23 protein-coding genes and 1 pseudogene are annotated in these 23915 nt (G+C 68.0%); 13 read left to right on the forward strand and 11 right to left on the reverse strand.

What is annotated here, in order from left to right:
• The 4 genes from treY to glgA all read right to left on the reverse strand — a co-directional run.
• Window positions 1–1518, reverse strand: a 1518-nt coding sequence (gene treY / locus HMPREF2581_RS17950) for a malto-oligosyltrehalose synthase (RefSeq protein WP_070867354.1), incomplete at its 3' end; no start/stop codon positions are given.
• Window positions 1511–3565 carry a 4-alpha-glucanotransferase gene (malQ, locus tag HMPREF2581_RS17955; protein ID WP_003139558.1) on the reverse strand — a complete coding sequence of 685 codons (2055 nt, stop codon included), beginning with the start codon at window positions 3563–3565 and terminating at the stop codon, window positions 1511–1513. The genes treY and malQ, both read right to left, overlap by 8 nt.
• Window positions 3558–5309 carry a malto-oligosyltrehalose trehalohydrolase gene (gene treZ / locus HMPREF2581_RS17960; protein ID WP_011666678.1) on the reverse strand — a complete coding sequence of 584 codons (1752 nt, stop codon included), beginning with the start codon at window positions 5307–5309 and terminating at the stop codon, window positions 3558–3560. The genes malQ and treZ overlap by 8 nt, the downstream gene beginning before the upstream one ends.
• Window positions 5309–6850 (reverse strand): glycogen synthase GlgA, encoded by a 1542-nt coding sequence (gene glgA / locus HMPREF2581_RS17965; protein WP_009877798.1) that lies wholly within the window; start codon window positions 6848–6850, stop codon window positions 5309–5311. Before glgA ends, treZ begins: the two co-directional genes overlap by 1 nt.
• Window positions 6851–7217: 367 nt before the next feature.
• Between glgA and HMPREF2581_RS17970 the strand changes: the two genes are divergently transcribed.
• The 8 genes from HMPREF2581_RS17970 (at window position 7218) to HMPREF2581_RS18005 (ending at window position 12766) form a co-directional block, all read left to right on the forward strand.
• Window positions 7218–7583 (forward strand): DUF3509 domain-containing protein, encoded by a 366-nt coding sequence (locus tag HMPREF2581_RS17970; protein WP_003110773.1) that lies wholly within the window; start codon window positions 7218–7220, stop codon window positions 7581–7583.
• Window positions 7584–7911: 328 nt separating this feature from the next.
• Complete coding sequence (locus tag HMPREF2581_RS17975) at window positions 7912–9009, forward strand: DUF3182 family protein (RefSeq protein WP_003132135.1); 1098 nt, start codon at window positions 7912–7914, stop codon at window positions 9007–9009.
• A complete protein-coding gene (locus tag HMPREF2581_RS17980; protein ID WP_003110771.1) occupies window positions 9006–9782 on the forward strand; it encodes an alpha/beta hydrolase family protein in 777 nt (258 codons plus the stop codon). Before HMPREF2581_RS17975 ends, HMPREF2581_RS17980 begins: the two co-directional genes overlap by 4 nt.
• A gap of 125 nt (window positions 9783–9907) precedes the next feature.
• A complete protein-coding gene (locus tag HMPREF2581_RS17985; protein WP_003088965.1) occupies window positions 9908–10360 on the forward strand; it encodes a ferritin-like domain-containing protein in 453 nt (150 codons plus the stop codon).
• A gap of 201 nt (window positions 10361–10561) precedes the next feature.
• Window positions 10562–11032 carry a hemerythrin domain-containing protein gene (locus tag HMPREF2581_RS17990; RefSeq protein ID WP_003088967.1) on the forward strand — a complete coding sequence of 157 codons (471 nt, stop codon included), beginning with the start codon at window positions 10562–10564 and terminating at the stop codon, window positions 11030–11032.
• Between the two features lie 3 nt (window positions 11033–11035).
• Complete coding sequence (locus HMPREF2581_RS17995) at window positions 11036–12112, forward strand: zinc-binding metallopeptidase family protein (RefSeq protein WP_011666677.1); 1077 nt, start codon at window positions 11036–11038, stop codon at window positions 12110–12112.
• Between the two features lie 26 nt (window positions 12113–12138).
• A complete protein-coding gene (locus tag HMPREF2581_RS18000; protein WP_003088973.1) occupies window positions 12139–12489 on the forward strand; it encodes a YgaP family membrane protein in 351 nt (116 codons plus the stop codon).
• 55 nt (window positions 12490–12544) lie between these two features.
• Window positions 12545–12766, forward strand: a complete 222-nt coding sequence (locus tag HMPREF2581_RS18005) for a hypothetical protein (RefSeq protein WP_003088976.1) — start codon at window positions 12545–12547, stop codon at window positions 12764–12766.
• A gap of 30 nt (window positions 12767–12796) precedes the next feature.
• Here the strand turns inward: HMPREF2581_RS18005 and HMPREF2581_RS18010 are convergent, their stop codons facing one another.
• The 3 genes from HMPREF2581_RS18010 to HMPREF2581_RS18020 form a co-directional block, all read right to left on the reverse strand.
• Entirely contained in the window at window positions 12797–13105 is a 309-nt protein-coding gene (locus HMPREF2581_RS18010) for a hypothetical protein (RefSeq protein WP_003132124.1), read from the reverse strand.
• Between the two features lie 284 nt (window positions 13106–13389).
• The gene (locus tag HMPREF2581_RS18015; protein WP_003110770.1) at window positions 13390–13737 is read right to left on the reverse strand and encodes a hypothetical protein; all 348 of its coding nucleotides are present in this window, start codon (window positions 13735–13737) and stop codon (window positions 13390–13392) included.
• A 12-nt stretch (window positions 13738–13749) separates the two neighbouring features.
• The gene (locus HMPREF2581_RS18020; protein WP_003088985.1) at window positions 13750–14340 is read right to left on the reverse strand and encodes an NAD(P)-dependent oxidoreductase; all 591 of its coding nucleotides are present in this window, start codon (window positions 14338–14340) and stop codon (window positions 13750–13752) included.
• 229 nt (window positions 14341–14569) lie between these two features.
• Here HMPREF2581_RS18020 and HMPREF2581_RS18025 point away from each other — a divergent pair, with 229 nt between their 5' ends.
• On the forward strand, window positions 14570–16522 hold the full coding sequence (locus HMPREF2581_RS18025) for a hybrid sensor histidine kinase/response regulator (protein WP_016254172.1): 1953 nt from the start codon (window positions 14570–14572) through the stop codon (window positions 16520–16522).
• Between the two features lie 3 nt (window positions 16523–16525).
• On the opposite strand, the gene HMPREF2581_RS18030 is transcribed toward HMPREF2581_RS18025, so the two are convergent.
• Window positions 16526–17134, reverse strand: a complete 609-nt coding sequence (locus HMPREF2581_RS18030) for a Yip1 family protein (protein ID WP_003110768.1) — start codon at window positions 17132–17134, stop codon at window positions 16526–16528.
• Window positions 17135–17295: 161 nt separating this feature from the next.
• Here HMPREF2581_RS18030 and HMPREF2581_RS18035 point away from each other — a divergent pair, with 161 nt between their 5' ends.
• Window positions 17296–17517 carry a hypothetical protein gene (locus tag HMPREF2581_RS18035; protein ID WP_009876384.1) on the forward strand — a complete coding sequence of 74 codons (222 nt, stop codon included), beginning with the start codon at window positions 17296–17298 and terminating at the stop codon, window positions 17515–17517.
• On the opposite strand, the gene HMPREF2581_RS18040 is transcribed toward HMPREF2581_RS18035, so the two are convergent.
• The gene (locus HMPREF2581_RS18040; RefSeq protein ID WP_003132117.1) at window positions 17501–18451 is read right to left on the reverse strand and encodes a methyltransferase; all 951 of its coding nucleotides are present in this window, start codon (window positions 18449–18451) and stop codon (window positions 17501–17503) included. The two genes, HMPREF2581_RS18035 and HMPREF2581_RS18040, sit on opposite strands and share 17 nt — an antisense overlap.
• Window positions 18435–19811, reverse strand: a complete 1377-nt coding sequence (locus HMPREF2581_RS18045; protein WP_016254173.1) for an iron-containing redox enzyme family protein — start codon at window positions 19809–19811, stop codon at window positions 18435–18437. The genes HMPREF2581_RS18040 and HMPREF2581_RS18045 overlap by 17 nt, the downstream gene beginning before the upstream one ends.
• A gap of 185 nt (window positions 19812–19996) precedes the next feature.
• Between HMPREF2581_RS18045 and HMPREF2581_RS18050 the strand changes: the two genes are divergently transcribed.
• From HMPREF2581_RS18050 to HMPREF2581_RS18060, 3 genes are all read left to right on the forward strand, one after another.
• Window positions 19997–21211, forward strand: a complete 1215-nt coding sequence (locus tag HMPREF2581_RS18050; RefSeq protein ID WP_009315730.1) for a carboxylate-amine ligase — start codon at window positions 19997–19999, stop codon at window positions 21209–21211.
• 27 nt (window positions 21212–21238) lie between these two features.
• Complete coding sequence (locus HMPREF2581_RS18055; protein WP_003089012.1) at window positions 21239–21661, forward strand: low affinity iron permease family protein; 423 nt, start codon at window positions 21239–21241, stop codon at window positions 21659–21661.
• Between the two features lie 156 nt (window positions 21662–21817).
• The gene (locus tag HMPREF2581_RS18060) at window positions 21818–22372 is read left to right on the forward strand and encodes a ClpP family protease (RefSeq protein WP_009315731.1); all 555 of its coding nucleotides are present in this window, start codon (window positions 21818–21820) and stop codon (window positions 22370–22372) included.
• A 105-nt stretch (window positions 22373–22477) separates the two neighbouring features.
• Here the strand turns inward: HMPREF2581_RS18060 and exoY are convergent.
• Window positions 22478–23613, reverse strand: a pseudogene (gene exoY / locus HMPREF2581_RS18065) (type III secretion system adenylate cyclase effector ExoY).
• Between the last annotated feature and the right edge of the window lie 302 nt (window positions 23614–23915).

The following is a 23915-nucleotide window of genomic DNA, read 5'->3' on the forward strand; positions in this document are numbered from 1 at the left end:
CTGCCCGCCGAGCCAGCGTTCGAGATGGTCGAGGACCGCCCGGTCGGCTTCGTCGAGATCCTCGCGGGCCGCCTCTGCGGCATAGCGGAACACCTCGCGATCCTGCACCGAGCGACCGCAGGCCCCGGCGTAGGTACGGTAGACCGGAAAGCGCGCGAGCAACTGGAACAGCGCGCGGCGGATACCGCCCAGGGTCAGGTCGCGGCTGGCCAGGTCGGCCCGCGCCACCCGCAAAAGACCCTGGGCGAGGTTCTCCAGGTCACCGGCGAGGCTTCCCGCCAGGACCAGTTGGCGAGCCTGGTAGACCTCGTCGAGAAACGCCTCCGGGCGTCCGCTGACCCGCTGCCAGAGTTCGCGCAACGGTCGTTCGCCGCGCGGATCGTGCTGCAACAGGCTGACCTGGTTCATGAAGTCGTAGCCGGTGGTGCCGTCGCACAGCCAATCCTCGGGCAGGCGCTCCTCGCCACCGAGGATCTTCTCAACGTACAGCAGCATCGGCGCGCCGCCGCGACGGGCGCGGATCCGCTCGCTGCGGCGGCGCAGGCGTCGGCAATAGCCGCGCGGATCGGCCAGGCCGTCGACGTGATCGATGCGCAGGCCATCGAGCAGACCGTCCTCGAGCAACTGGAAGACCTTGCCGTGCACGGCCTCGAACACCTCGCCGCGCTCGACCCGCAGGCCGACCAGTTCGCTGATGTCGAAGAAACGGCGCCAGTTGATGTCGTCCGCCGCGGTGCGCCAGCTGGCCAGGCGGTAGTGCTGCGCCTCGAGCAGGCGGTGCAGGCGTTGGCGAGCCTCCTCGTGGCGTTCCTGGAGCTTGCCCAGCGTGCGCTCCAGGGCGGCGCGCGGAGCGCTCTCGGCGAGCGCAGCCGCCAGTCGACGCTGCATCTCGCGCAAGGCCTCGCGGTCCTGCCGGCACTCGCGGAAACCGCCGGCCAGGTCTGACAGGCGCGGCTCGCCGCTGTCTTCCAGCAGCTCCGGGTAGCTGCCCGGCCAGAGGGGGAAGCGCTGCTCGCCGTGGCTCGCCAGCAGGCGGCCGGCCTCGCGGTCCAGGCTCAGGCCGATCTCCCCGGCAGCCAGGACCTCGCCGTAGTCGCTGCGCAGGAACGGCAGCAGCACCTGGCCGCGCAACGCGGCGTCGTGGGATTCCCACTGGATGTCGAAGAAACTCGCGTAGGGACTCTCGCGCCCCCATTCGAGCACGTCCTGCCACCAGGGATTGGCGCCGCCGCCGATGCCCATGTGGTTCGGCACTATGTCCATGAGCAGGCCCATGCCGCGTTGCCGCAGCCCCTGGATCAGGCGCAGCAGCGCCGGCTCGCCGCCCAGTTCCGGATTGATCCGGGTCGGGTCGACCACGTCGTAGCCGTGGCTGGAGCCGGGCCGCGCGCGGAACAGCGGCGAGGCGTAGAGATGGCTGATGCCCAGGTCGGCGAAATAGTCCAGCCAGGGCAGGGCATCGTCGAGGGTGAAGCCGGCGTGGAATTGCAGGCGCAGGGTAGCGCGGGGCTCAATCATGGGCGGCCTCCTCGGCATCCCGGCGGCTGCGTTCGAGCAGGCGCAGGCGCCGGTCGACCTGCGGCGTTCCGAGCATCTGCGCGGCGTTTTCCGGCCAGCGCCGCCGCCAGTTCGGGTGGGCGTCGCCGGGGCCGGGCAGGTTCGGCTGCTCCAGGCTGCCCAGGGCGTCCTCCAGGGGCAGTAGCACCAACGGCGCGGGGGTTGCCCCGACATAGCCGATGCAGGCGTCCAGCGGCACGTCGGCGGCGGGGTCGGGATCGACCGGCGGTTCGAGGCTGGCGGCCAGCGCCCGGCGCTCCTCGGCGCGCAGTTCCAGGTCGGCCGCGCATTCCTCGGCGCTGCGGTGTCCGGCGCGGCCGCGCCAGTGGATGTCCTGGCCCCGCCACCAGCCGGACAGGCTCGGCAGGTCGTGGGTGCTGGTGGTGGCCATGGCGTCCGCCGGCCATTGCGCCGGGGGCACGAAGCGTTCGCCGCGCCGCTCGAAGAGCAGCACGCGGGTACCCAGCACCTGGCGGCGTGCCAGTTCCTCGCGCAGGCCTTCGGGCACGGTGCCGAGGTCCTCGCCGATGACCAGCGCCGAGGCGCGGCTGGCCTCCAGCGCCAGCAGGCGCAGCAGCTCGCGCTGCGGGTAGCGCAGGTAGGCGCCGGCGTGGGGCGGCTGGCCGCGCGGGATCAGCCAGAGACGTTGCAGGCCCATCGCATGATCGATGCGTAGCCCTCCGGGCCAGGCCAGGTTGGCCCGCAGCATCTCGCGGAATGCCCGGTAGCCGTGGCGGCGCAGGCCTTCGGGATTGAACGCGGAAACGCCCCAGTCCTGTCCGGACTGGTTGAGGATGTCCGGCGGCGCGCCGACATTCACTTCGGCGAGCAGCTCTTCCTGCCGCGACCAGGCCTGGCTGCCGCCGCCGTCGGCGCCCACCGCCAGGTCGGCGACCAGACCGATGGCCATCCCGGCCTCGCGCGCCTGGCGCTGGGCATGTTGCAGGCAGCGTTGGGTCAGCCACTGGCCGAAGGCGCGGAAGTCCACTTCCTCGGCGTGATCGGCGCAGAACGCGGCCACCGCCGGTTCGCCGGGGCGGCGCAGCGGCTCCGGCCAGCGTCGCCAGTCGGGGCCGGCGCCCAGGTGCGCCTGCAGGGTCTCGAAGCGGCAGTGGTGCAGCAGCGCCTCGCCGGCTTCGCGGCGGAATTCGGCGAGGTCGTGGCGCAAGGGACTGGCGCGCTCGATGAAGTCGCGGTGGAGTTGGCGCAGCAGGCGCATGCGCAGGTCCGCCGCCGCTGTCCAGTCGATCAGCTCCAGGCTCTCCAGGCGGGCCATCTCCGCGGCCAGGCCGGCGCGACGGATCGCCTGTTCCACCGCCGCCGCGCCGAGAATGGTCGCTGGCGCGGCGTGCAGGACATTGAAGAACAGCCGGCTGGACGGCGAGTAGGGGCTGTAGGCATGTCCGTTGGCCTCGGCCAGGGCGTGCAGCGGGCTGATCGCCAGCGCGTCGGCGCCATGCCGCGCGGCGCTGCGCAGCAGGTCCTCGAGGGCGGCGCTGTCGCCCAGGCCGCCGTCGCCGGGGCGGCGCAGGGCATAGACCTGGGCGGCCAGACCCCAGCGACGCGAGCGACCCGGGGCGAGGCTGGCCAGGGACGGACAGCTCGACGGCGCCATCGCCACCGCCCATTCCCGCTGCTCCAGCGACAGCTGCGCATAGCCGCTGCGGGCCTGCGCCGGCAGGCGGCCTTCGGCGTCCAGGCGCAGGGCGATCCGCGTGCCGTCCTCGTAGACCAGTTCGCCCGGGGTGCCGGCGGGGCCGAGCGCTTGCTCCAGCGGCTGGCCGCATTCGCCGACCAGCAGTCCGAGGTTGGCGCTGTCCTCGCGCAGCCGGGCCAGCGCGGCCAGGCTCTGTTCGATCTGTTGCGGACTCTGCGCCGGATAGCCGAGTGCTTCCAGCAGGCCGCGCTGGACCTCCGGGTCGACCCGCTGCGACCGTCCGTTGGCGTCCTGCCAGTCGAGTTGCAGGCCCACGGCGGCGGCCAGTTCGGCCAGGCGTGCGTCACTCATGGGCGGGCTCCAGGCTGACCGCGATGCTGCGGGGACTTAGGCGGCCGCGGCGATACTCGGCACAGGCGAGGTTGTCGAGGAACAGCACCTGGGTGGCGGCCGCCGGCGGCTCGACTTCCGCTTCGAGCGGAGAAGGGTTGAAGTCGATTCGCCAGTCACTGCCGTCACCGAGTCGCCAGCGCGCCGACAGCGCGGCGCCGGCGATGGTGGTCACGCCCAGCGAACGGGCGCCGCGCAGGCGCGGGATCAGGTGTTCGTGACGGATTTCCAGCAGTTGCCGGTAGAAGCCGCGCCAGGCCGGGTCGCAATCGGCCAGGCCGGGACGCGAGCGCTCGAAGGCCTCCACCGCGTTGGGATCGGGGAGCGAAGCCAGGGTGGCGCCCTCGCCGAAGCGGCCGAACTCGCCGAACTCCTTGCGTCGTCCCTCGCGGACCGCGTCCGCCAGTTCGCCCTGGTGATCGGTGAAATACAGGAACGGTTCGCGCGCGGCGCATTCCTCGCCCATGAACAGCAGCGGGATCATCGGCGCGAGCAGTTGCAGCGCTATCGCCAGGCGCAACGCCTGGGGTTCGGCGAGAACGCTGAGACGCTCGCCGAAGGCGCGGTTGCCGACCTGGTCGTGGTTTTGCAGGAACAGCACGAAGGCGTCCGGCGCCAGGTCGGCACTCGGTTCGCCGCGCGGCCGGCCGTGGCGGTTGGCTTCGCCCTGGTAGACGAAGCCTTCGGCCAGGCAGCGCGCCAGGCACCGCAGCGGCTCGGGGTAGTCCTGGTAGTAGCCGTCGCTCTCGCCGGTGAGCAGGACGTGCAGCGCATGGTGGCCATCGTCGTTCCACTGTGCGTCGTAGCCCTGGCGCAGCAGGCTGGCGCGGTTGTCGTCGTTCTCCAGGACCAGGTGCACATGGCGCTCGGGGCCGGCGGCGCCGCGCAGGCGGCGGGCCATCTCGACGAGGAACGCGCTATCGGGAATCGCGTGCACGGCATCGAAGCGCAGGCCGTCGACGCGATAGTCGAGCAGCCACATCAGGGCGTTCTCATAGAAGAACTCGCGGACTTCGCCGCGACGGAAATCGATGGCCTGGCCCCAGGGCGTCTGCCGGTCGTCGCGGAAGAACGCGGCGGCGTACTGGGCGAGGTAGTTGCCGTCCGGGCCGAAGTGGTTGTAGATCACGTCGACGAAGACCATCAGGCCCATGCCGTGAGCGCTGTCGATCAGATGCTTGAGTTGCTCGGGCGTGCCGTAGGCCGACGCCGGGGCGAACGGCAGCACGCCGTCGTAGCCCCAGTTGCGGCGACCGGGAAACTCGCCCAGCGGCATCAGCTCCACGGCGGTCACGCCCAGTTCCACCAGGCGCGGAAGGAAGCCCTCGACCTCGGCGTAGGAGCCGAACAGGCCGACGTGCAGCTCGTAGATCACCGCTTCGTGCCAAGGCCGCCCGCGCCACTCGTCGACGCGCCAGGCGTAGGCGTCATGGTCCAGCACCTGGCTGTGGCCATGCACGCCGTCGGGCTGGAACTGCGAGGCCGGGTCCGGCACCCCGGGGCGGCCATCGATGCGGTAGCGGTAGCGGGTGCCGGGCGGACAGGGCAGGGTCGCCTCGAACCAGCCGCTGTCGCTGCCTTCCAGCGGCCAGTCGCGGCCGTCGGCGGTCTCGACCCGGACCTCGCGGGCGTCCGGAGCCCAGAGGCCGAAGCAGGTTCGGCCGTTGCCTTGGAACTGGGCGCCGAAGCGGCGCCGGATCGCCATCATTGGCGTACCCCGCGCAGGGCCGGAGCGGTATTCCTCAACAGGCGCCGGTACAGGCGGTTGTAAGGCTCCACCGAGTCGCTCCAGAACATCGGCGCGGCCATCGCCTTGCAGCGCATGGCGTTGAGCAGTGAGGGACAGTGGTAGACGTTGATCGCGCGCATCACCGCGTCGAGGTAGCTCTGCGCGGTTTCCTCACGGAACAGGAAGCCGGTGACCCCGTCGACGATGGTATCGGCGAGGCCGCCGGTGCAGCGCGCGATCGGCAGCGAGCCGAAACATTGCGCATAGAGCTGACTGAGCCCGCAGGGCTCGTAACGCGAGGGCATGAGCAGGAAGTCGCTGCCGGCGTAGATACGGCGGGCCTCGGTCTCGTCGAAACCGATATGCACGCCGACCTGGCCGGGATGACGCCGGGCGAGCTCGAGCATGGCCTTCTCCAGGTTCGGCTCGCCACGGCCGATGCTGACCAGGCGGCCGCCGGCCTGGAGCAGGGCATCGCTGATCTCCAGGGTCAGGTCGATGCCTTTCTGCTGCACCAGGCGCGAGACCACCGCGAACAGCGGCCCCTTGCCCGGCTCCAGGCCGAAACGCTCCTCCACGTAGCGCGTGTTGGCGCGCTTGCCGGCCCATTGGCGGGCGCTGAAGCCGGCCACCAGGTGTGGATCGCAGTGCGGCTGCCAGCTATCGTCGATACCGTTGACGATGCCGCTGAGCTGACGCTTCTCGACCTTGCACTTGAGGATGCCGTGCAGGCCGCAGCCGTATTCCGGGGTAGTGATTTCCTGGGCGTAGGTCTCGCTCACCGTGGTGATGTGGTGGGCATGGGCGATGCCGGCCTTGAGGAACGACAGGCGCCCGTGGAATTCCATGCTTTCGTGGCTCAGCGCTTCGTCGGGAAGACCCAGCTCGGCGCTGCATTGCAGGTCGCAGAGGCCCTGGTAGGCGAGGTTGTGGATGGTGAACAGGCTCGGCGTGCGCACGCCGTTCCAGGCCATGTAGGCCGGGGTCAGCGCCGACGGCCAGTCATTGGCGTGCACCAGGCCCGGCTGCCAGCCCTGGGCGCCGCGGCCGCCGGCGATCTCGGCGGCGGCCAGGCACAGGCGGGCGAAGCGCAGGTGGTTGTCCGGCCAGTCATTGCCCTGGTCGTCCATGTATGGCGTGCCCTCGCGCTCGTAGAGCAGCGGGCAGAGCACCAGCATGACTTCCAGGCCGTCGTCGAGGGTCACCAGGCCGATCTCGCAGGGCGGGATCGCCGCCCGGCCGGGCAGGCTGCCGATGATCCGCAGGTCGCGGCAGCGCTCCAGCACCTGGCGGTAGCCGGGCAGCAGGACCCGCACCGAATGCTCGCGCTTGAGGACCCGCGGCAGCGCGGCGGAAAAGTCGCCGAGTCCGCCGACCTTGACGAAGTCGCTTAGCTCGGCGGTGACGAAGAGTATCCGATCCCTCTGTTGCGGCGGGTCCTGCGGGTGCAGCAGCGACGGAAAAGCGGTCAGTACCGCGGGTTCTTCCAGGCAAGCGCCTGCAACAGAATGTCCCATGTCATCCTCCGGTCGTACGTTGTCCTTGGCGTTGGTCGGTCGGACTCCGTCGCGCCGTGGCATGGGCGAAGTCCTTGCTAGGGGTGACCGGAGGGGAGCGGCGGAAGTTTAGTTTTTTTTACCGGCGGCTCGGCTTGCGAGAGGCCTCGCCAGGGGGTTGCAGGCGAGACGACGGGCGCGGCGGGTTGCCGAATGCAAGGCTTGCCGGGGGTTTTCTTGCAAAATGCAAATATCAATTCGCCGGCTTGTTTTTCAACTTATTGATTTATAAGAATTTTATTTTCCAGAGAAATTGGTACGCCTTCTGCTCGACAGAGATACGCCTGATTACCGGCGTCAAAGAATCTGATGAGACAGGAGGCCAGCAATGCTAGAGACCGATGAAAACCTGGTTGAGTACCTGGAAGAGCATTTCAAGGATGTGCGCGTCAGTTGCCAACCTCGGCCTGACGGCGCGTTGCTGGTGACCTTGCGTAACGACCAGGGCAAGCGCCTGGTGAGCCGGGCGATCTCCGGCCAGGAGCAGAGCAACCCGCTGTTGCTGAACCAGGTGCTGGAGCGCATCCGCCGGGACCTGATCATCGACCAGGGGCCGCTGCAGATCCGCGACAGCGACTATTTCCGCAAGCGTATCGACCTGCTCACGTTCCGCGATAGCGACAACCAGCATCTCACCCACCGCAAGGTCCTGGTCGCCGGCGGCAAGCTGCGCACCATGAGCCTGGCTCGCTGAGCCGGCTGTTTCAGCGCCGGGGCGGCCAGGCGCCGACCCGGCCTTCCGACGCATGGTCCGAACCAAATCCGCTCTCGTACCCTCCATCTAGAACTCATACCAACGATGGAGGCGGACATGCGTTTTTCCATTTCTGCATCATCGGGTGCGCCAGCGACGAGTCCACGCAACCCATCCGGGGACCCGGACGAATACCCGGTTCCTGACCACGAAAGCCACGTCCCCCAGGAGTTCCCGGAAGAAGTTCCGATGGAACGGCCCGACGAAGAGTCCCTCTCGCCCATACCGGAGCCCTGAACGCCGGGTCTCCATCCAGGAGGAGCGGAACATGAGCGCAGACCCTCGGCAGAGACTGGTGGTGGCCCATAGCGTCGATCCCGCGGCCGCCGAACATGAAGTGCAGGGCAACCTGGCCCTGGCGCGCTGGCTGGCGGAAGTCCAGAAGCTGGAGTTCGGCGGCCGCTACGAACCCGAATTGCACCAGCGAGGCCCCCTCTACCTGGTCCCGACCCGCACCCTGGTCGGCAGGGAGACCGCCGTGCGCCTGGGCGTGAACAGTGACGAAGATCTGCTCGGCGGTTTCGTCGAGCACGCGTTCATCGCCGGCAAGGCCATCGTCCATCCGCTGCCGCGCGGCGGCGTGGCGCCGGAAGGCTGGAACCCGCTGTTCGCGGAGAAGGTCCGCGACGTCGTGCTCAACGGCGTCAGCGTCTTCAGCCTGGCCGACGCACACCGCGCCGGCGCCCGCCTGCTCGCCGAAGGACCGGTGCGGGCCAAGCTGGCGGAGGCCTGTGGCGGCCTCGGCCAGTACGTGGCGCACGACCTCGACGAACTGGACGGCTGGCTCGGCGGGCTGGAGGAGCGCCAGTTGGCGCAGGGCCTGGTACTGGAAGCCAACCTGGACGGGGTCGTTACCCATAGCGTCGGCCAGCTCCGGGTCAACGGCTTCCTGCTGAGCTACCACGGTCAGCAGCACCAGACCCGCAACGCGCGCGGCGAACTGGTCTACGCCGGCTCCGACTTGCTGGTGGCGCGCGGTGGCTATGCCGAGCTGCTGACCCTGGACCTGGCCCGCGAGGTGCGCCAGGCCATCGAGTACGCGCGGATCTTCGACACCGCCGCGGCGATCTTCTTCCCCGGCTGCTTCGCCTCGCGGCGCAACTACGACATTGCCCAGGGCCGGGACGGCAACGGTCGGGAGCGCTTCGGCGTGCTCGAGCAGTCCTGGCGGGTCGGCGGCGCGAGCAGCGCCGAGATCGCCGCGCTGGAGGCCTTCCGCGCCGACCCGGGACTGCCCGCGGTGCGCGCCGCGTCGTTCGAGATCCACGAAGACAAGCGCCTGCCGGACAACAGCCGGGTGATCTATCGCGGCCCCGACGAACACGGCGACTTCCTGCTCAAATATGCGATGACGGGGGAGGCATGACGGCGAACAGCGAACGCATCCGCATCGGGGTCGGCGACGACCGGATCGAAGGCACCTTCCTCAGCCCCCGGGCGAAGGTCCCCGGCGTGCTCTTCGTGCACGGCTGGGGCGGCAGCCAGCAGCGCGACCTGAAGCGCGCCCAGGGCATCGCCGGGCTCGGCTGCGTGTGCCTGACCTTCGACCTGCGCGGCCACGGCGCGGAAAGCGGGCGCCAGGCGCTGGTGACGCGCGAGGACAACCTGCAGGACCTGCTCGCCGCCTACGACCGGCTGGTGGCCCACCCGGCCATCGACAGCCAGGCGATCGCGGTGGTCGGCACCAGCTATGGCGGCTACCTGGCGGCGATCCTCAGCCAGTTGCGCGCGGTGCGCTGGCTGGCCTTGCGGGTACCGGCGATCTACCGCGACGAGGACTGGCTGACGCCCAAGCTGCTGCTCGACCGCGAGGACCTCATCGAGTACCGCGGCAGCCTGATCCCGGCCGCCAGCAACCGAGCCCTGCAGGCCTGCGCGGGATTCCGCGGCGATGTGCTGCTGGTGGAGTCGGAGTTCGACAGCTATGTGCCGCACTCGACCATCATGAGTTTCCGCGCCGCCTTCCAGCAGACCCATTCGCTGACCCACCGGATCATCGACCACGCCGACCATGCGCTCAGCAGCGAGGCGGCGCAGGACGCCTATACCTCGATCCTGGTGGACTGGATCACCGAGATGGTGGTCGGCGAACGTCTCAGCATCACCCCGGCCTACGCCACCATCCATCCGGCTTTCTGAACGCTCCGCGACGGCGAGCCTCCCACCTTCCGTGGGCGCTGGTTGCTGCCCACGTTCCGTGCCGGCAGGCGCCGGCGCCGACAGACGCGAGAAATCCCGGACAGCTCCGGGCCAAGGAGAGCGAAATGAACCAGACCAACCTCGACGACACCCTCGACGTACTCAACGACCTGCTGCAAACCAGCAAGGATGGCGAGGCCGGCTTCCAGGCCTGCGCCGAAGACCTGCGCGATCCGCAGTTGAAGGCGGCGATGCTGGAGCAGAGCCGCGACTGCGCCGCGGCTGCCGACGAGCTGGAGCGGATCGTCCTGGAACTGGGTGGCAAACCCAAGGACAGCACCAGTTTCGCCGGTGACCTGCATCGGCGCTGGGTCGACCTGAAGTCACTGGTCACCGGCAAGGACGAAGAGGCGGTGCTCAACGAATGCGAGCGCGGCGAGGATGTCGCCAAGCAGCGTTACCAGGCGGCGCTGGAAAAACCGCTGCCGGCGGAGATCCACCAGGTGATCGAGCGCCAGTACCAGGGCGTGCTCCGTCACCACGACCGGGTCCGCGCCCTGCGCGACGCCCGCGCCTGAGGCCCGGTGCCGCGAGGGGAATGCCATGAGGCGGTCCCGGGCCTTGCTGCGCGACGGCCAGGAACCGCGCTCATTGCGGATCTCCGCGTTTCCGCTGATCGAGGCGACCGCCCGTCCTCGTGACTGAACTCGGCGGAGGAGCGCGCGCTCAGCCAGAGAGAGTGCCGGAGCACTCGGATAACAAACCGATGAGGAGCGACCATGAACGCCATCGAATTGCTGGTCCATGACCACGAGACCGTGAAGAAACTGCTCAACGAACTCAGCGAGACCACCGAACGGGCGCTGAAGAAGCGCAGCGAGCTGCTGGGCAGGCTGGAGCTGGAACTGGTGCTGCACACCGCCATCGAGGAAGACATCCTCTATCCGGCGATCAGGGACAGCGGCGGCAAGGAAGAGCTGAAGATGTACTACGAGGCCAAGGAGGAACACCGCACGGTGGACTCCCTGGTCCTTCCCGACCTCAAGCGCACCCGCCCGGACACCGTGCAGTTCGCCGGCCGGGTCAAGGTGCTCAAGGAACTCCTGGAGCACCACATCGAGGAGGAGGAGGGCGAGCTGTTCCCGCGCGCCCGGCAATTGCTCGACGCCGCCGCCCTCAAGCAACTCGGCCAGGCCATGCAGCAGCACAAGAAAGAGCTGAAGGCGCGCCTGGAAAAACGGGCGGCCTGAGGCATGCGCGAAGAAGACCGCGCCTTGCTCGAGGAACTCCTGCTGGCACGTGGCCCCGGTGGCCAGGAAGACGAGGTCAGGGCCATCTGCCAGCGGGAACTCGAGGGCTGTTGCGACGAGGTCGGCAGCGATGCCGCCGGCAACCTGGTCGCGCGCATCAGCCCGCCGCACCTGCCGCGCGAGCAGGCGCGGCGGGCCGCGGTGCGGCTGCTCGCGCACCTCGACGAGATCGCCATGATCGTCAAGCGCGTCGAGGCCGACGGTACCCTGCGCGTAGTGGCGCTCGGCGGCGCCCAGCCGGTGAGCTTCGGCGTCTGTCCGGTACAGATCCTGGCCGGCGAGGCGGTACTCGACGGCGTGCTGTCCTACGGCAGCATGCATGCTACCGGCGAGTCGCCGCAGGGCTCCGACGTGCTCTCGGGCGCGGTGCACTGGCGCGACGTACACGTGGTCACCCGGCGCAGCGCCGAGGAACTGGCGAACCTGGACGTGCGACCGGGTACCCGCGTGGTGCTCAACCGTCTGTGGCGGCGCCCGTTGTACTTCCAGGATTGCGTCGCCGCGCACTTCCTCGACGACCGCGCACCGCTGCTCGCCGTGCTCGGCGTGGCTCGCGAGATCGCCCGGCGCCGCGACGAGTTGCACGGCGACCTCTACCTGGTGCTCACCACCATGGAGGAGGAGAGTAACGCCGGCGCGCTGTTCGCCGCGCGCCGACTGCCGGGCGACATCAGCATCGCGGTGGAAGTCGGCCCAACGGTAGCCGAATACGGCACCCGGCTGTGCCGCGACCCGATCGTCAACAGCGGCGACTCCAAGGGTTATTACAGCCGCCATGTCACCGACCGCCTGTTGCGGGCCGCCGAACGCTGCCAGTACCAGCCGCAGGCGGCGCTGCTGGTGGACTTCGCCTCGGACGCCAGCGCCCTGCTGAGCCACGGCGAGGCCGCGCAGGTCGGCTGCATCGGCATTCCGACCGAGAACACCCACGGTTTCGAGATCGTCCTGGAAGAGGGCATCGAGGCTTGCCGGCGGACGCTGGTCGAGTTCCTCGTGCAACCGCCGGACGACGAAGCCTGACCGATAACCGAAGCAAGGAGAATTCCATGAACGAATACCTGCCGACTTCGACGGCCAATGGCCTGCCGCACAACCTGCAGCGCGGCGAGCGACTCGCTTCCATCGGCGCCGGACTGGTCCTGGCCGGCTTCGGCCTGGCCCGCGGTGGCTTGCCCGGCGCCTGCAAGGCGGTCGCCGGCGGCCTGCTGGTCAGCCGCGGGTTGAGTGGGCATTGCCATGTCAAGGGCCTGCTCAATGAACCGCGGGAAGAGTTGCAGTTGCTGCGCGAAGAGGTGCAGCACCTGACCCGCCGCCTGCAGCGCCTGCAGGAGCGCCAGCGCGACGACTCGCGGCAGGACGCTGCGCTGGACGCCGAGCTGCCGCCGAACCTGCCGTGATAGCCATGGGCCCTGCGCCTGGCGCAGGGCCCATCGAAGAGAGGAGGGCGAGACGATGGCCAGCCAGCTGTTCCTGATCAGCTACATCCTCGACGACCAGCCGATGACCTGCGAATTGCACAGCGAGGCGGAAACCCTCAGCCGCGAGGAGGCCCGCCGCCACTTGGAGGCACTGCATCGACCGCACGACGCCGAGGCGATCAGCGATATCCAGGTCAGCAAGGTGGAACGTACCCATGAACCGGGCACCACGCCGGGACACTACCAGCAGCCCTGACGGCGGGAGGGAAAAAGAAGGGGGAGGGGCTCAGCCGGTGCCGGTCTGGAGTTCCGCCTCGAACTCGCCGAAGCGCCTGATTTCCTCGCGCAGGTTGAGGATGAAGGCGCTGAGGTCGCTGAAGCTGCTGCTCTTCAGGAAGTCACTGTTGGGCACGATGTAGAGCGCGCCGTGGGGACCACCCACGCGGCAACTGATGGTCACCGTGAAGTCGGGGTTCAGTTGGCACTGGCAGTCGTGGTCGCGCAGTTCCTCCTCGAGGATCTTCTTCAGGTACAGGTAGGAAAGGTTCATCTGGCCAGCTCTCCCCGGTTTGCGCAACGCAAGAAAAAAATCCACTCCGTCCCTGGAGCGGGATTAGCCTGAATCAGAGAGAAACCGTCGATACGTGCCAACGGTACGGATAACTATAGGTGCCGCGAGGCCGAAATGCCGGCAACATCCAGAATCTGCGGGATAAGCTGCATCCCGCATGGCGCGCGGGATGCAGAATGCAAGAGATCGTGCAGAACGCTGATGCCGGAATGCAATCATCGCGGGTGAAAAGCCCGTTCGGCACTCCTTATAAGCATCTGGAAAATTCGCAACGCCATCGGGTTATATGTGTTTTCTCGATATCTCCGCTACGAACCTCGCCGATTCACCGGCGAAGAAGCCGATCTTTTTTGCCGGGTTTCCCGCATCGCCCGCCGCAATCCCCTTGCCACCCCGTAACCGAGCAGGCAGCCGAGCAGGGTAGCGCCGACCTGCAAGACCAACCCCAGGGCATTGGCCAGGCTCGGCGAGCGTGCGAGTACGCCGGCTTCGGGCCAGAACGCCAGCCATACCGCGACGAAGGCGAGCACCAGGTCGTACCAGGCGCCGCTGACCCCGCCCGGGCGGTAGCCGCGAACGAAAACGATGAAGGCGCTGAAGGCCAGGGCCAGCAGCAAGGTGCCGAAGGCCTGGCTGAGGGTATCGGGGCCGGACATGGCGGGTTCTCCTCAGGGCGCCAGGCGCAGGCACTGGCGCTTGTGCAGGCCGAGACGGACTTCGTCGAGCAGCGCTTCGGCGCAGGCGAATACCCTGGCGGCCTCCACTTCCGCGACGTCGCCGGCGCGGCTGAAATCGTCGATGCGCAGGCCGGCGGGCAGGCTCGGGACCTCCACCAGCGTCCAGTCCAGGCCGCTGACCGTGAGGCTGCGCTCGAGCCCGGCACCCAGTTGCTCCTCGCCGGCGTCGCGCGGCGCCACCAGCCATTGCCAATGGCCAAGCAGGAACAGGCGCGGTACCTCGGCGCGCAGGGCGCCATCGATCAGCGCGGCGCAGATCGGCGGCAAGGCTTCGGCGGCGTAGTCGGACAACGGCGCGAACAGCAGGTCGAGACCGGCAGCCGCCTGGCTGACCTCGATCGACGACGCCAGGCTGGCTGGCTTGCAGCGCAGCCCGGGGCGCGCCTGCAGGCTGTTGAGATCGGCTTGCAAGGCGCTGACTTCGATCTGTCGCTGCAAGGCGGCGGCGATCAGCGCCTGGCTCAGGCTGTCGTGGGGATGGAATATCCCCAGCTTCAGGGTTGCGGTTTCCAGATTGCGCATGGGAACTCCGGGGTCGGTGCGGTGGAAAGGAGATGTCCCTACCTGCATATCGAAAGCCATACTCCGCACAAGGTTCCGGCGAATGGAATTCGCCGGCCGCGCCGGGGTCTTCCGAAAGGTCGGCCAAGTTCCTGGGGCGAGCCAGCGAGCGGCCGGAAGACGTTCTTCGTACTACCTTGCTGGGTGTGCCTTGCAGCCCGGGTCGAGCAGCCGACGAGTGAACACGTCCATGAAAACCACAAGAAAACCGAAAGTCCCCTTGAACCAGGCCACGCGCAACCGCCTGCTCGACGAAGCGGTCGACGACTACGCGATCCACACGCTGGACAGCGCTGGCCGTATCGCCAGCTGGAGCGCCGGCGCGGCGCGCCTGTTCGGCCACGACGCGAGCGAGATCCTCGGCTGCGACTACGCCTGCTTTCATACCCGCAAGGACCGCGACGCCGGCGTTCCGCAACAGGCGCTGCGCCAGGCGGATGCCGAGGGCCGCTTCGAGACCGAGGGCTGGCGGGTGCGCAGCAACGGCAAGCGCTTCTGGGCGCAGGTGGTGATCGACGCCATCCGCGACAGCCAGGGCCAGTTGCTCGGCTTCGCCCAGCTGATCCACGACCTCAGCGAAGGGCGCGCGGCCAAGGAGGCGCTGCGGCGCAGCCAGGAGCAGTTCCGCCTGCTGGTGCAGAGCGTTACCGACTACGCCATCTACATGCTCGACCACCGCGGGCGGATCACCAACTGGAACCTCGGCGCCCAGCGGATCAAGGGCTACCTGCCGGAAGAGGTGATCGGCCGGCACTTCTCCTGCTTCTACACCCCCGAAGACCGCGAGGCCGGCGAACCGGCCCGCGGCCTGGCCGCCGCCGAACGCGAAGGGCGTTTCGAGAAGGAAGGCTGGCGGGTGCGCAAGGACGGCAGTCGCTTCTGGGCCAACGTGGTGATCGATCCGATCCGCGACAGCGATGGCCGGCTGATCGGCTTCGCCAAGGTAACCCGTGACATCACCCACCGGATCGAAGCCGAACGCGAACTGGAACGGGCCCGCCAGGAGCTGTTCCAGGCCCAGAAGATGGAGTCCCTGGGGCACCTCACCGGCGGCGTGGCCCACGACTTCAACAACCTGCTGACGGTGATCATCGGCAGCCTCGGGCTGCTGAAGAAACGCCTGCCCGGCGACCAGCGCACCGCCGACCTCTTGCAGAACGCCCTGGAGGCCGCCCAGCGCGGCGCCAACCTGACCCAGCGGATGCTTTCCTTCGCCCGCAAGCAGCGTCTCGATCCGCAGCCCTGCGCGATCCCCGACCTGCTGCGCGGGATGACCGACCTGCTGATCCATTCCCTGGGACCGAGCGTATCGATCGAGACGCGCTTTCCCCTGGATCTCGACCTCGGCCTGACCGACGCCAACCAGCTCGAACTATCCATCATCAACCTTGCCACCAACGCCCGCGACGCCATGCCCAACGGCGGGCGCATCGTCTTTTCCGCGAGCAACCAGCGGGTGCCGGCGGACAATCCCCATCGCCTCGCACCGGGCAACTATATCTGCCTGAGCATCAGCGACACCGGCAGCGGCATGGACGAGGAAACCCTGCGCCGTGCGGTGGAACCCTTCTACACCACCAAGGGGGTGGGGCGTGGCACCGGGCTGGGCCTGTCGATCGTCGACGGCCTCGCCGAGCAGCTCGGCGGCCGGCTCACCCTGGAGAGCCAGCCGGGCGTCGGCACCACCGCGAACATCTGGATACCCGCCGTCCCGCGAACCCCGGAAAGCGCCCGTACGGGCAATGGCGCGACGCCGCAGGCGCCCAGCGAAAGCGAGCGGGTGCGCTTGTCCTGTCGAGTACTGGTGGTGGACGACGACCCGCTGGTGTTGAACAACACCGCGGCGATGCTGGAGGACCTCGGTTGCTCGGTACTCAAGGCCGACTCCGGCAGCCTGGCCCTGGAGATTCTCACGGCGACGCCGGAACTGGACATCCTCCTGACCGACCAGGCGATGCCACGGATGAACGGCAGCCAGTTGGTGGAGCGGGTCATGGCCCAGGGCCGGCCGCTGAAGATGGCCCTGGCCACCGGCTTCGCGGAAAAGATCGAAGGCGCGGCGGCACAGTTGCCCAAGCTGGCCAAGCCGTTCGGCCAGGAAGAGTTGTACCTGTTCCTGACCGGCACACTGAAGGCCGGCTGAGCCTCAGCGCAGGTACTCGCCGCTGCCGGCCAGGCTTTGCCCCCAGAACTCGATGAAGATGAAGGCGGTGGTCAGCAGGGTCAGGAAGCCGACGCCGAGGATGCAGAAGGCGTAGAACAATGTCTGCCGCTCCTGCATGCGCATGAACAGCGGCAGGCCGGTGAACAGCAGGCGTACCGAGTAGGCGCAGGCAGCCGCCGCGGCCAGCAGCAGGAGGACCCGCCAGGGCACCAGGGCGACGATCCCGGCGAGCATCAAGGGCACGGCGATCGCCGTGGTGAAGGTCAGGCTGCCCGGTACGCTGGGACGCGACGGCGTGCGGAACAGCACCCAGCGTACGAAGAAGCCCATGATCACCACGCCGGCGACGAAGCCCAGGTAACACATCGTCGCCAGCAGCAGGGCGCTGCCGCTGGAGAGGTGTTGCACGCTGTCGTTGCCCGGCAGCGACCAGCCGACCTGCGTCGTGCCGATGAACAGGCAGGCCGCCGGCAGCAGCGGCAACAGCAACAGCGGAACGAGGAAGGCGAAAGGGTGATGGTCGTAGTCCTGGCGCAGACGAGGCCAGGCATTGGTGGGACTGATCAGTAGCCGAGCCATTTCGCGGGTCATGACGGGCACCTCTTTTCTGTGGCGTTCAGGAGTCTGGACCGGCCCGGCGCGAGGGGGTTCAGGTGGCGTGCCGGGCGGTCCGCGACCACCCATCCAGGGCCTTGAACCGGAAGACGCGGGGAGCGCCGAAAGACAAACGTCCCTGTCTTCCGGAGGAGCCCATGACCACCTACGAAATCCAGCACATGCGCGGCTGGCGGCGTTTCGCCCGCACCGTGCGCGCCGCCAGCCGGGCCGAGGCGGAACGCCTGTGCCTGCCCTGGGAGTGGGTGGATGGCGAGGTCCTCGCGGTGATTCCGGCCGAGGCCGAGGTGGCCGAGCGCTGGCAGCGCCTGAACGAGGACCTGGTGGAAGGCCTGGAGCGCCTCAGGCGCGACGAGTGACCCGCAGGCCGACCACGGCGATCCGCTCGGCTTCGCGGTAGGCGGGGCTGTCCAACTCTTCGGCGAACACGTCCGGGTCCAGTTCCTGGTAGTCCCACTCCCACTCCCGAGACGCCAGGCGTTCGCGGATGCGGGCGAGGAACGGATCGCCGCCTTCGACCATCGCCACGCCGGTATACAGCAGCAGGCTGCCGCCGGCTTCCAGGCGCTCGAGGGCGGCATCGACGATTGCCAGCGAGAGCCCGGCGCCGAGCATCCCGCCACCATGCCGGTAGGCGCGCTCCGAGGCATCCAGGAGATAGGGCGGGTTGGCCACGATCAGGTCGAAGCGACCGGGCGCCTGGCTCAGCAGGTCGCTACGCGCCAGGGTCAGGTTACCGACCCCCGCCAGCGCCGCGTTGACCCGCGCCAGGTCGAGCGCCGCCGGATTGATATCCAGCCCGTGTACTTCGGCGTCCGGGCAGGCCATGGCGATGCGGATCGCGCCGGGGCCGGCGCCGCAGCCGATATCCGCCGCACGGCGGATGCGTGCCGGATCGGACGATGCCAGGTGGCTGCGAATCAGCCGGTCGAAGCGGTAGGTGTCGGGGCCGAAGAACACCGCGTCGGCGGCCAGGGTAGGGAAGGCCGAATGGACGAACAGTTGCTCGCCGAGGCTGGAGACGCGCACCTGGCTGCGCCAGCCGTCCGCCTCGCGGCGGATCAGGTCGGCGCCGGCAAGAAGGGTCAGCCAGTCGGCCGGCAGGCTTTCCCCGGCGAATGCCCGGCTCCAGCCGAAGATGCCGGCCAGGTCCCGGGCCATGCGGTTTTCCGGGCGGGCGTTGACGCGCTCATGGGTAGCCGGGGTGACGGTGACGAAACGGTAGTCCTGGCCTCGCAACCAGTTGCCGAGGCTGACCAGGACGTCCAGGCGCGGATCATTCAGGCTGGGCATGGGCGGCCCTCCAGCGCTGGCTGAACATCCGCGTGGCAAGGAGACCGGCGGGTCCGTGGTGGCGGTGCGGGGCCATCAGTTCGAGAAGGCGTGCGACGCCCTGCTCGGGGGATAGCCGCAGCAGCTCGCGTCGCAGCGCGACCTGCTCGGCGTCCACGTCGCTGCCCGCCGTCGCCGGCTCCGCCAGCGGCGCAAGCGGGTCCCTGTCCGCCGGAGCGGGGGCTTGCCAGTCGCCAGCGATCCAGTCGTACAGCAACTGCTGCTCGTAGGGAGTGAAGACTCCGAACATCGCCGCCCGGTCGCCCTCGATCAGGTTCCAGAAGCGGCTACCGCGCGGATCGGCATGGCGCCGGATCCAGCCCTCTTCCTCCAGGCAGGCGAGAAACGCCGGGAACCGCCCGGGCACCGCCAGCCACTGGTTCACCGTGCGCCCGCCGATCCGGCAACGATCCGAATGCATACCGGCGGCGTAGGGGCGCTTGCGCTCGAACATGGCCAGCAATTCTTCCTCGAGATCGAAGCCGTCGATCACCTGCTCGGTGCTCAGGCCGACCTCGTTCAGGCGGTAGCCGTTCCTCACCCGTTCGAGGAAGGCCGCGCGCCCGCCAAGCTGCGGCAGGTTGTCGTAGAGCGCGCGCAGGGCCTTGCGCGCATGCCCGCTGGCGGCGTTGTCGATGGTCACGTGCAACTGGAAGTAGTAGGAGTCGAAGCCCAGCTCGCGCAGCTCCTGAGTGGTGATCAACAGGTGCAGCGGCGGTTGCTCGTAGCCGAGGTTGTAGCCGATCACTTCGGGCAGGTAGTCCGCGGCGAGGTGGCCGAGGGCGAGTTGCTGGGTGCCCTGCAGGTAGTGCAGGTCGCTGAGGCCTTCGACTTCCTCGCTGCCGATGCTGGCCAGCAGGCGCCGGTAGAGCAGGACGTGGTTGCGTGCCGGGACGCCGTCGCCGAGTTCTTCGAGGAAGGTCTCCAGCAGCGGCCGCAGGCGTTCCTCGCCATGATGCGGCAACAGCCCATAGAGCCAGGCGCCATCGACCAGCTTGGTCGGGGCCACGCTGCGAATGAAGTGCATCGCCTGGGAGGGAACCTGGAAGTAGCGTCGCCCTTCGCCGCGCCGACGTGCCCGGAGGTATTCGGCATGCGCCTCGGCGGTGCGCCGGGCCCCGGCATCGAGCCAGGCCGGCCAATCGGCGGGGTCCTCCGGCAGGTCGTCGTCATGGGTGGCGGCCAGGCTCAATTGCTGGTCGAGGAACTCGCCGGCGGCTTCGAGATGCTCGCGGGGCTCGTCGAGCAGGGCGTGGTACAGGTCGCGGACCCTGGGCGAAGGGCTTGCACTGGAGGCAGGGAGGGGCGAAGACAGGCTCATGTCGCGTTCCTTGTCGTGGGTTTGCGGGGGCGGCCGGGGCGACCACACATATGGGTGCGAGTGATACCAGGGGAAAAAGGTTTCACTGGCAGGATCGGTGGCGCGCCGGGGAACCTCACGGCGGAAAAAACGAACCTCGAGGGCACTCCGGCGTCTTCCCGAGACAAACCCCGGGAGCTGCGCCGATGACCCACGACCTGGCCGCCAGCGGCCTTCGCTTCGGCATCGAGGAAGAATTCTTCCTGCTCGATGCCTCCGACCTGGACATCGTCCGCTCCGCACCCGCCGGATTCGTCGCGGCCTGCCGCGACACGCTCGGCGAGCATTTCGCCGAGGAGATGTTCGAATGCCAGGTCGAGGTGGCCAGCCCGGTGTTCTCCACCCTGGCCGAGGCCGCGCGCTTCCACGGGCAGGCCCGGCAACGCCTGGCGCATCTGGCCATGGACTTCGGCCTGCGCTCGCTCTGCGTCGGCACCCATCCCTTCGCCGACTGGCGGCGGGCGCGAAGCAACCCGGCGGCGCACTTCGCCCGCCTGTTCGAGGACCAGGGGCGGGTGGCCCGGCGCAGCCTGGTCTGCGGCCTGCACGTGCATGTGGAGATACCGCCGAGCCACGACCGCATGGCCGTGCTCCAGCGCGTGTTGCCGTGGCTGCCGCTGCTGCTGGCGTTGAGCGCATCCTCGCCGTTCCGCGGCGGCCGGCGCAGCGGCCTGGCGAGCTATCGACGGGCGCTGTGCGGCGAGTGGCCGAGGATGAACATTCCTCCTGCCTTGCCCGACGAGGACGCCTATCGCCGCCACCTGGCGCTGCTGCGCGAGGCCGGCTGCATCCGCGAGGATGGCCAGGTCTGGTGGATGATCCGGCCGTCATCCCATGTGCCGACCCTGGAGCTGCGTATCTGCGACGCCTGCCCGCGCCTGGCCGACGCGCTGAGCCTGGCCGGGCTGTTCAGGGCGCTGGTGGGCGAAGCGCTAGGCGCGGGCCCGCGTACGTTGCCGGTCGCGCGCGACGCCTGCCTGGAGGAAAACTATTGGCAGGCGCTGCGTTACGGTTGCGCCGGCCGCTATCTCGTCGGCGGCCGCGCCGTAGGTGCCGGGGACTGGCTGGAAATGGCCTGGCGACAGTGCCGGCCGCAGGCCCGCCAGGGCAACGAATGGGCCTACGAGCATGCCCGTGGATTGCTCGGAGAGACCTCCGCCAGTCGCCAGTTGCGGCGCTACCAGACATTGCGCGCAGCGGGCCAGGAACGGCACGTGGCGCTGCGCCGGCTGGTGGAAGAACTGCTGGAGGAGAATCTCCAGCCGGCCTTGGCCGGTCCGGCCGGCAAGCGCGCCCACGAAGGCGGCCGGTCATTCCGTCCGGCCGCTGGAGCGCCGATGTCAATCCGCGGTCAGGAGTAGGGAGAACGTCACAGGGGGTTCGCCACCATGAGCTTTTCCCGATTCGCCCAACGCCTGTCCAACTGGAGCGGCCGGCCGCCGACCTTCGTCATCGCCCTCGGATTGATCCTGGCATGGGCGATCAGCGGGCCGTTCTTCGACTTCAACGATACCTGGCAACTGGTGATCAATACCTCGACCACCATCGTTACCTTCCTCATGGTCTTCCTCATCCAGAACACCCAGAACCGCGATACCGATGCGCTGCACATCAAGATCGACGAACTGCTGCGCAGCACCCGGCGCGCCCACAACGCGCTGCTCGGACTCGACGACCTGGACGCCGACACCTTGCGCGAACTGCGTGAGCGCTACCAGCGGATGGGTGAGCGGGATGGAGATACGCCGCAGGGCGTAGCCAGCGAAGAAGCCCGCGAATGCGCCTGCGAGGAACGACAGCGCGACGCCTGAAGCCTCCCTGCGTAAGGCAGCCGCGTGCTCATCGTGCCTGGTTCCTGGCCGGCACTGCCATTCGTCGCGCCGATGGCTCGCGGCGCAGGCGCGACAATCCTCTGTAGGGAAACCCGTGCAGACCGTCGAGGAACCGATACGGAAAGAGAGGCGAGCATGTCCAAGCAGCACATCATCCATTTCACCGGGCCGATCAATTCGTCCACCTGCGGCAATCTGATCAACACTTGCGCCAAGATCCTGCAACAGGAGGCCGAGGAGTTGCGGATCAACATCGCCACCATGGGCGGGGAATGCAGCTACGGCTTTACCCTGTACAACTTCCTGCGCGCGCTGCCGGTGCCGATACATACCCACAACCTGGGTACCGTCGAGTCGATGGGCAACATCCTGTTCCTCGCCGGCGAGCGACGCAGCGCCAGTGCCCACAGCAAGTTCCTGTTCCATCCTTTCCACTGGACCCTGCATGGCGCGGTGGACCATGCGCGGATGGCGGAATATGCGATGAGCCTCGACTACGACCTGGAGCTTTACGCCCGGATCGTCGCCGAGAACACCCGTGATGCGCCGGAACGCCTGGACATCCCGAGCTACCTGATGGCCTATCCGCGCATCCTCGGTCCGGAAGACGCCCTGGCTTGCGGACTGATCCATACGGTGGACGATTCGCCTATACCCGCTTCCGCCTGCCAGTGGAGTATCCATTCCTAGCTTCCCCGCGCCGCCCAGCATATTCCGGCAAGCGGAAGGCCTTGGACAGGCGGCAGGATGCCCATGCCGCCGGGGAAAGCGGGCTTTGCCAACGACCTTCGCGCATCAGACCTTACGTTGGAAAAGTCGAGCGCCTCCTGGAAGCTGGGCCGCAGCGGCACGTTCCAGTCGGGATGGGCGGTGAAGTGATAGCCGTTGCCCTTGATGCACTCGACCAGCAAGGAAAAGCTCTTCCGATCCGCCACCACGCAGACCTCATCGAAGCGAACGGACTCTTCTCCGAGCCGATGCTCCATGGCCCGGGGAAGGTAGAAGGTGGCCGGGAAGTTGTCACCCATATGGGAGCCTGGGTTGCCCGCATCGTCGCTGTGGTGAAACATCTCCCTGTGCTCCCCCCGGCCCAGGCAGTCATTGAGGGCGTCCACCAGTTGCCGCGTGCGCGGAGTGATGTTTCCCCTGGCCATATCCTCCCTGCCATAGAATCCGTCCTCGCTCAGGGGATCCTTTGCACCGAGGGGGGTGTATCTGACCGCGGTATTCCTTCTTGCATCGAGACCACCATTGCCATGCGCCTCGATCGAGGGCGCTACCAGGAAGAGGTCATAATCGGCGGTCATCGCCAGCCCGCAAGCCGGGCTGGCCAGTACCTGCACCGCTTCCGACCGCCCCAGGCGGCTGATCCTGTAGAGACCGTCCGGCTCCTGGCGGGCCTCGAACTCATAGCGTTTACCGCTGGGGCCCTGCGCGGTCAGGAGGCGAACCGGCCCGACACCGTCTGCCACCAGGCCGAAATTCCGCACCAGCTCCGCAAGGCGTTGCTGAGAGATACGCAGGTCGGTCTGGGTATAGGCTCCGCCATCCATTCCCTTCGCCACAGCCAGGTTCAGCTTGCGTATTTCCGCCGTGTCGCGGTTTTCCCGCTTGCTGAGATGCTGGTCGACACAGATGAACCCCGCCTGCGGACCCCAGTTCGAGCTTTTCCCCTTCACCGAGAAGCCCTTGGTCGGGAAACCCTCTTCGATCAGCGTAGTGACGATTCTTTCAACCGGGCGAATGCCAAAGACGGTATTCGTCTGCCTGGCCACCGCCTGCATGCGCAAGGCATGTTCGACGGGAACCCCCACCCCCTGCGCATCGAACAGGTCCTGTAGAGCCCGTGCCTGCATATCCGCAGGGCGCAGTAGCGGTCCGGGCTGTGCCGTTGCGTTAGAAACCACCTGACGATGACCGTCGATACGCATGGTTCGTTTTCCCGCATATGCCAAAGAAGGAGTCGAGAATAAGAATCCGGGCAGCGGCGAGATATCAGAAAACGCGGACAAATTTTTTGTTTTCCGCACGCTGCCCGCGCGAGCGCTAGGTAGATGGCTGCGACGCCGGGAAGAAGCAATTCAGGGAGAACCACATGGGGCCTCCACGGGTGAGCCGGCTTTGCTGCTTGGCACCCTGGGGTAGGCGCGGGTTCGACTTTTCCGCGCGAACACCTGCACCCCACCTACCAGAATTGGCAGGGGAAGATACCCACCTGTCATGGATCAATGTC

This window comes from Pseudomonas sp. HMSC057H01, from assembly GCF_001836405.1.
GTDB classification, from domain to species: domain Bacteria; phylum Pseudomonadota; class Gammaproteobacteria; order Pseudomonadales; family Pseudomonadaceae; genus Pseudomonas; species Pseudomonas aeruginosa.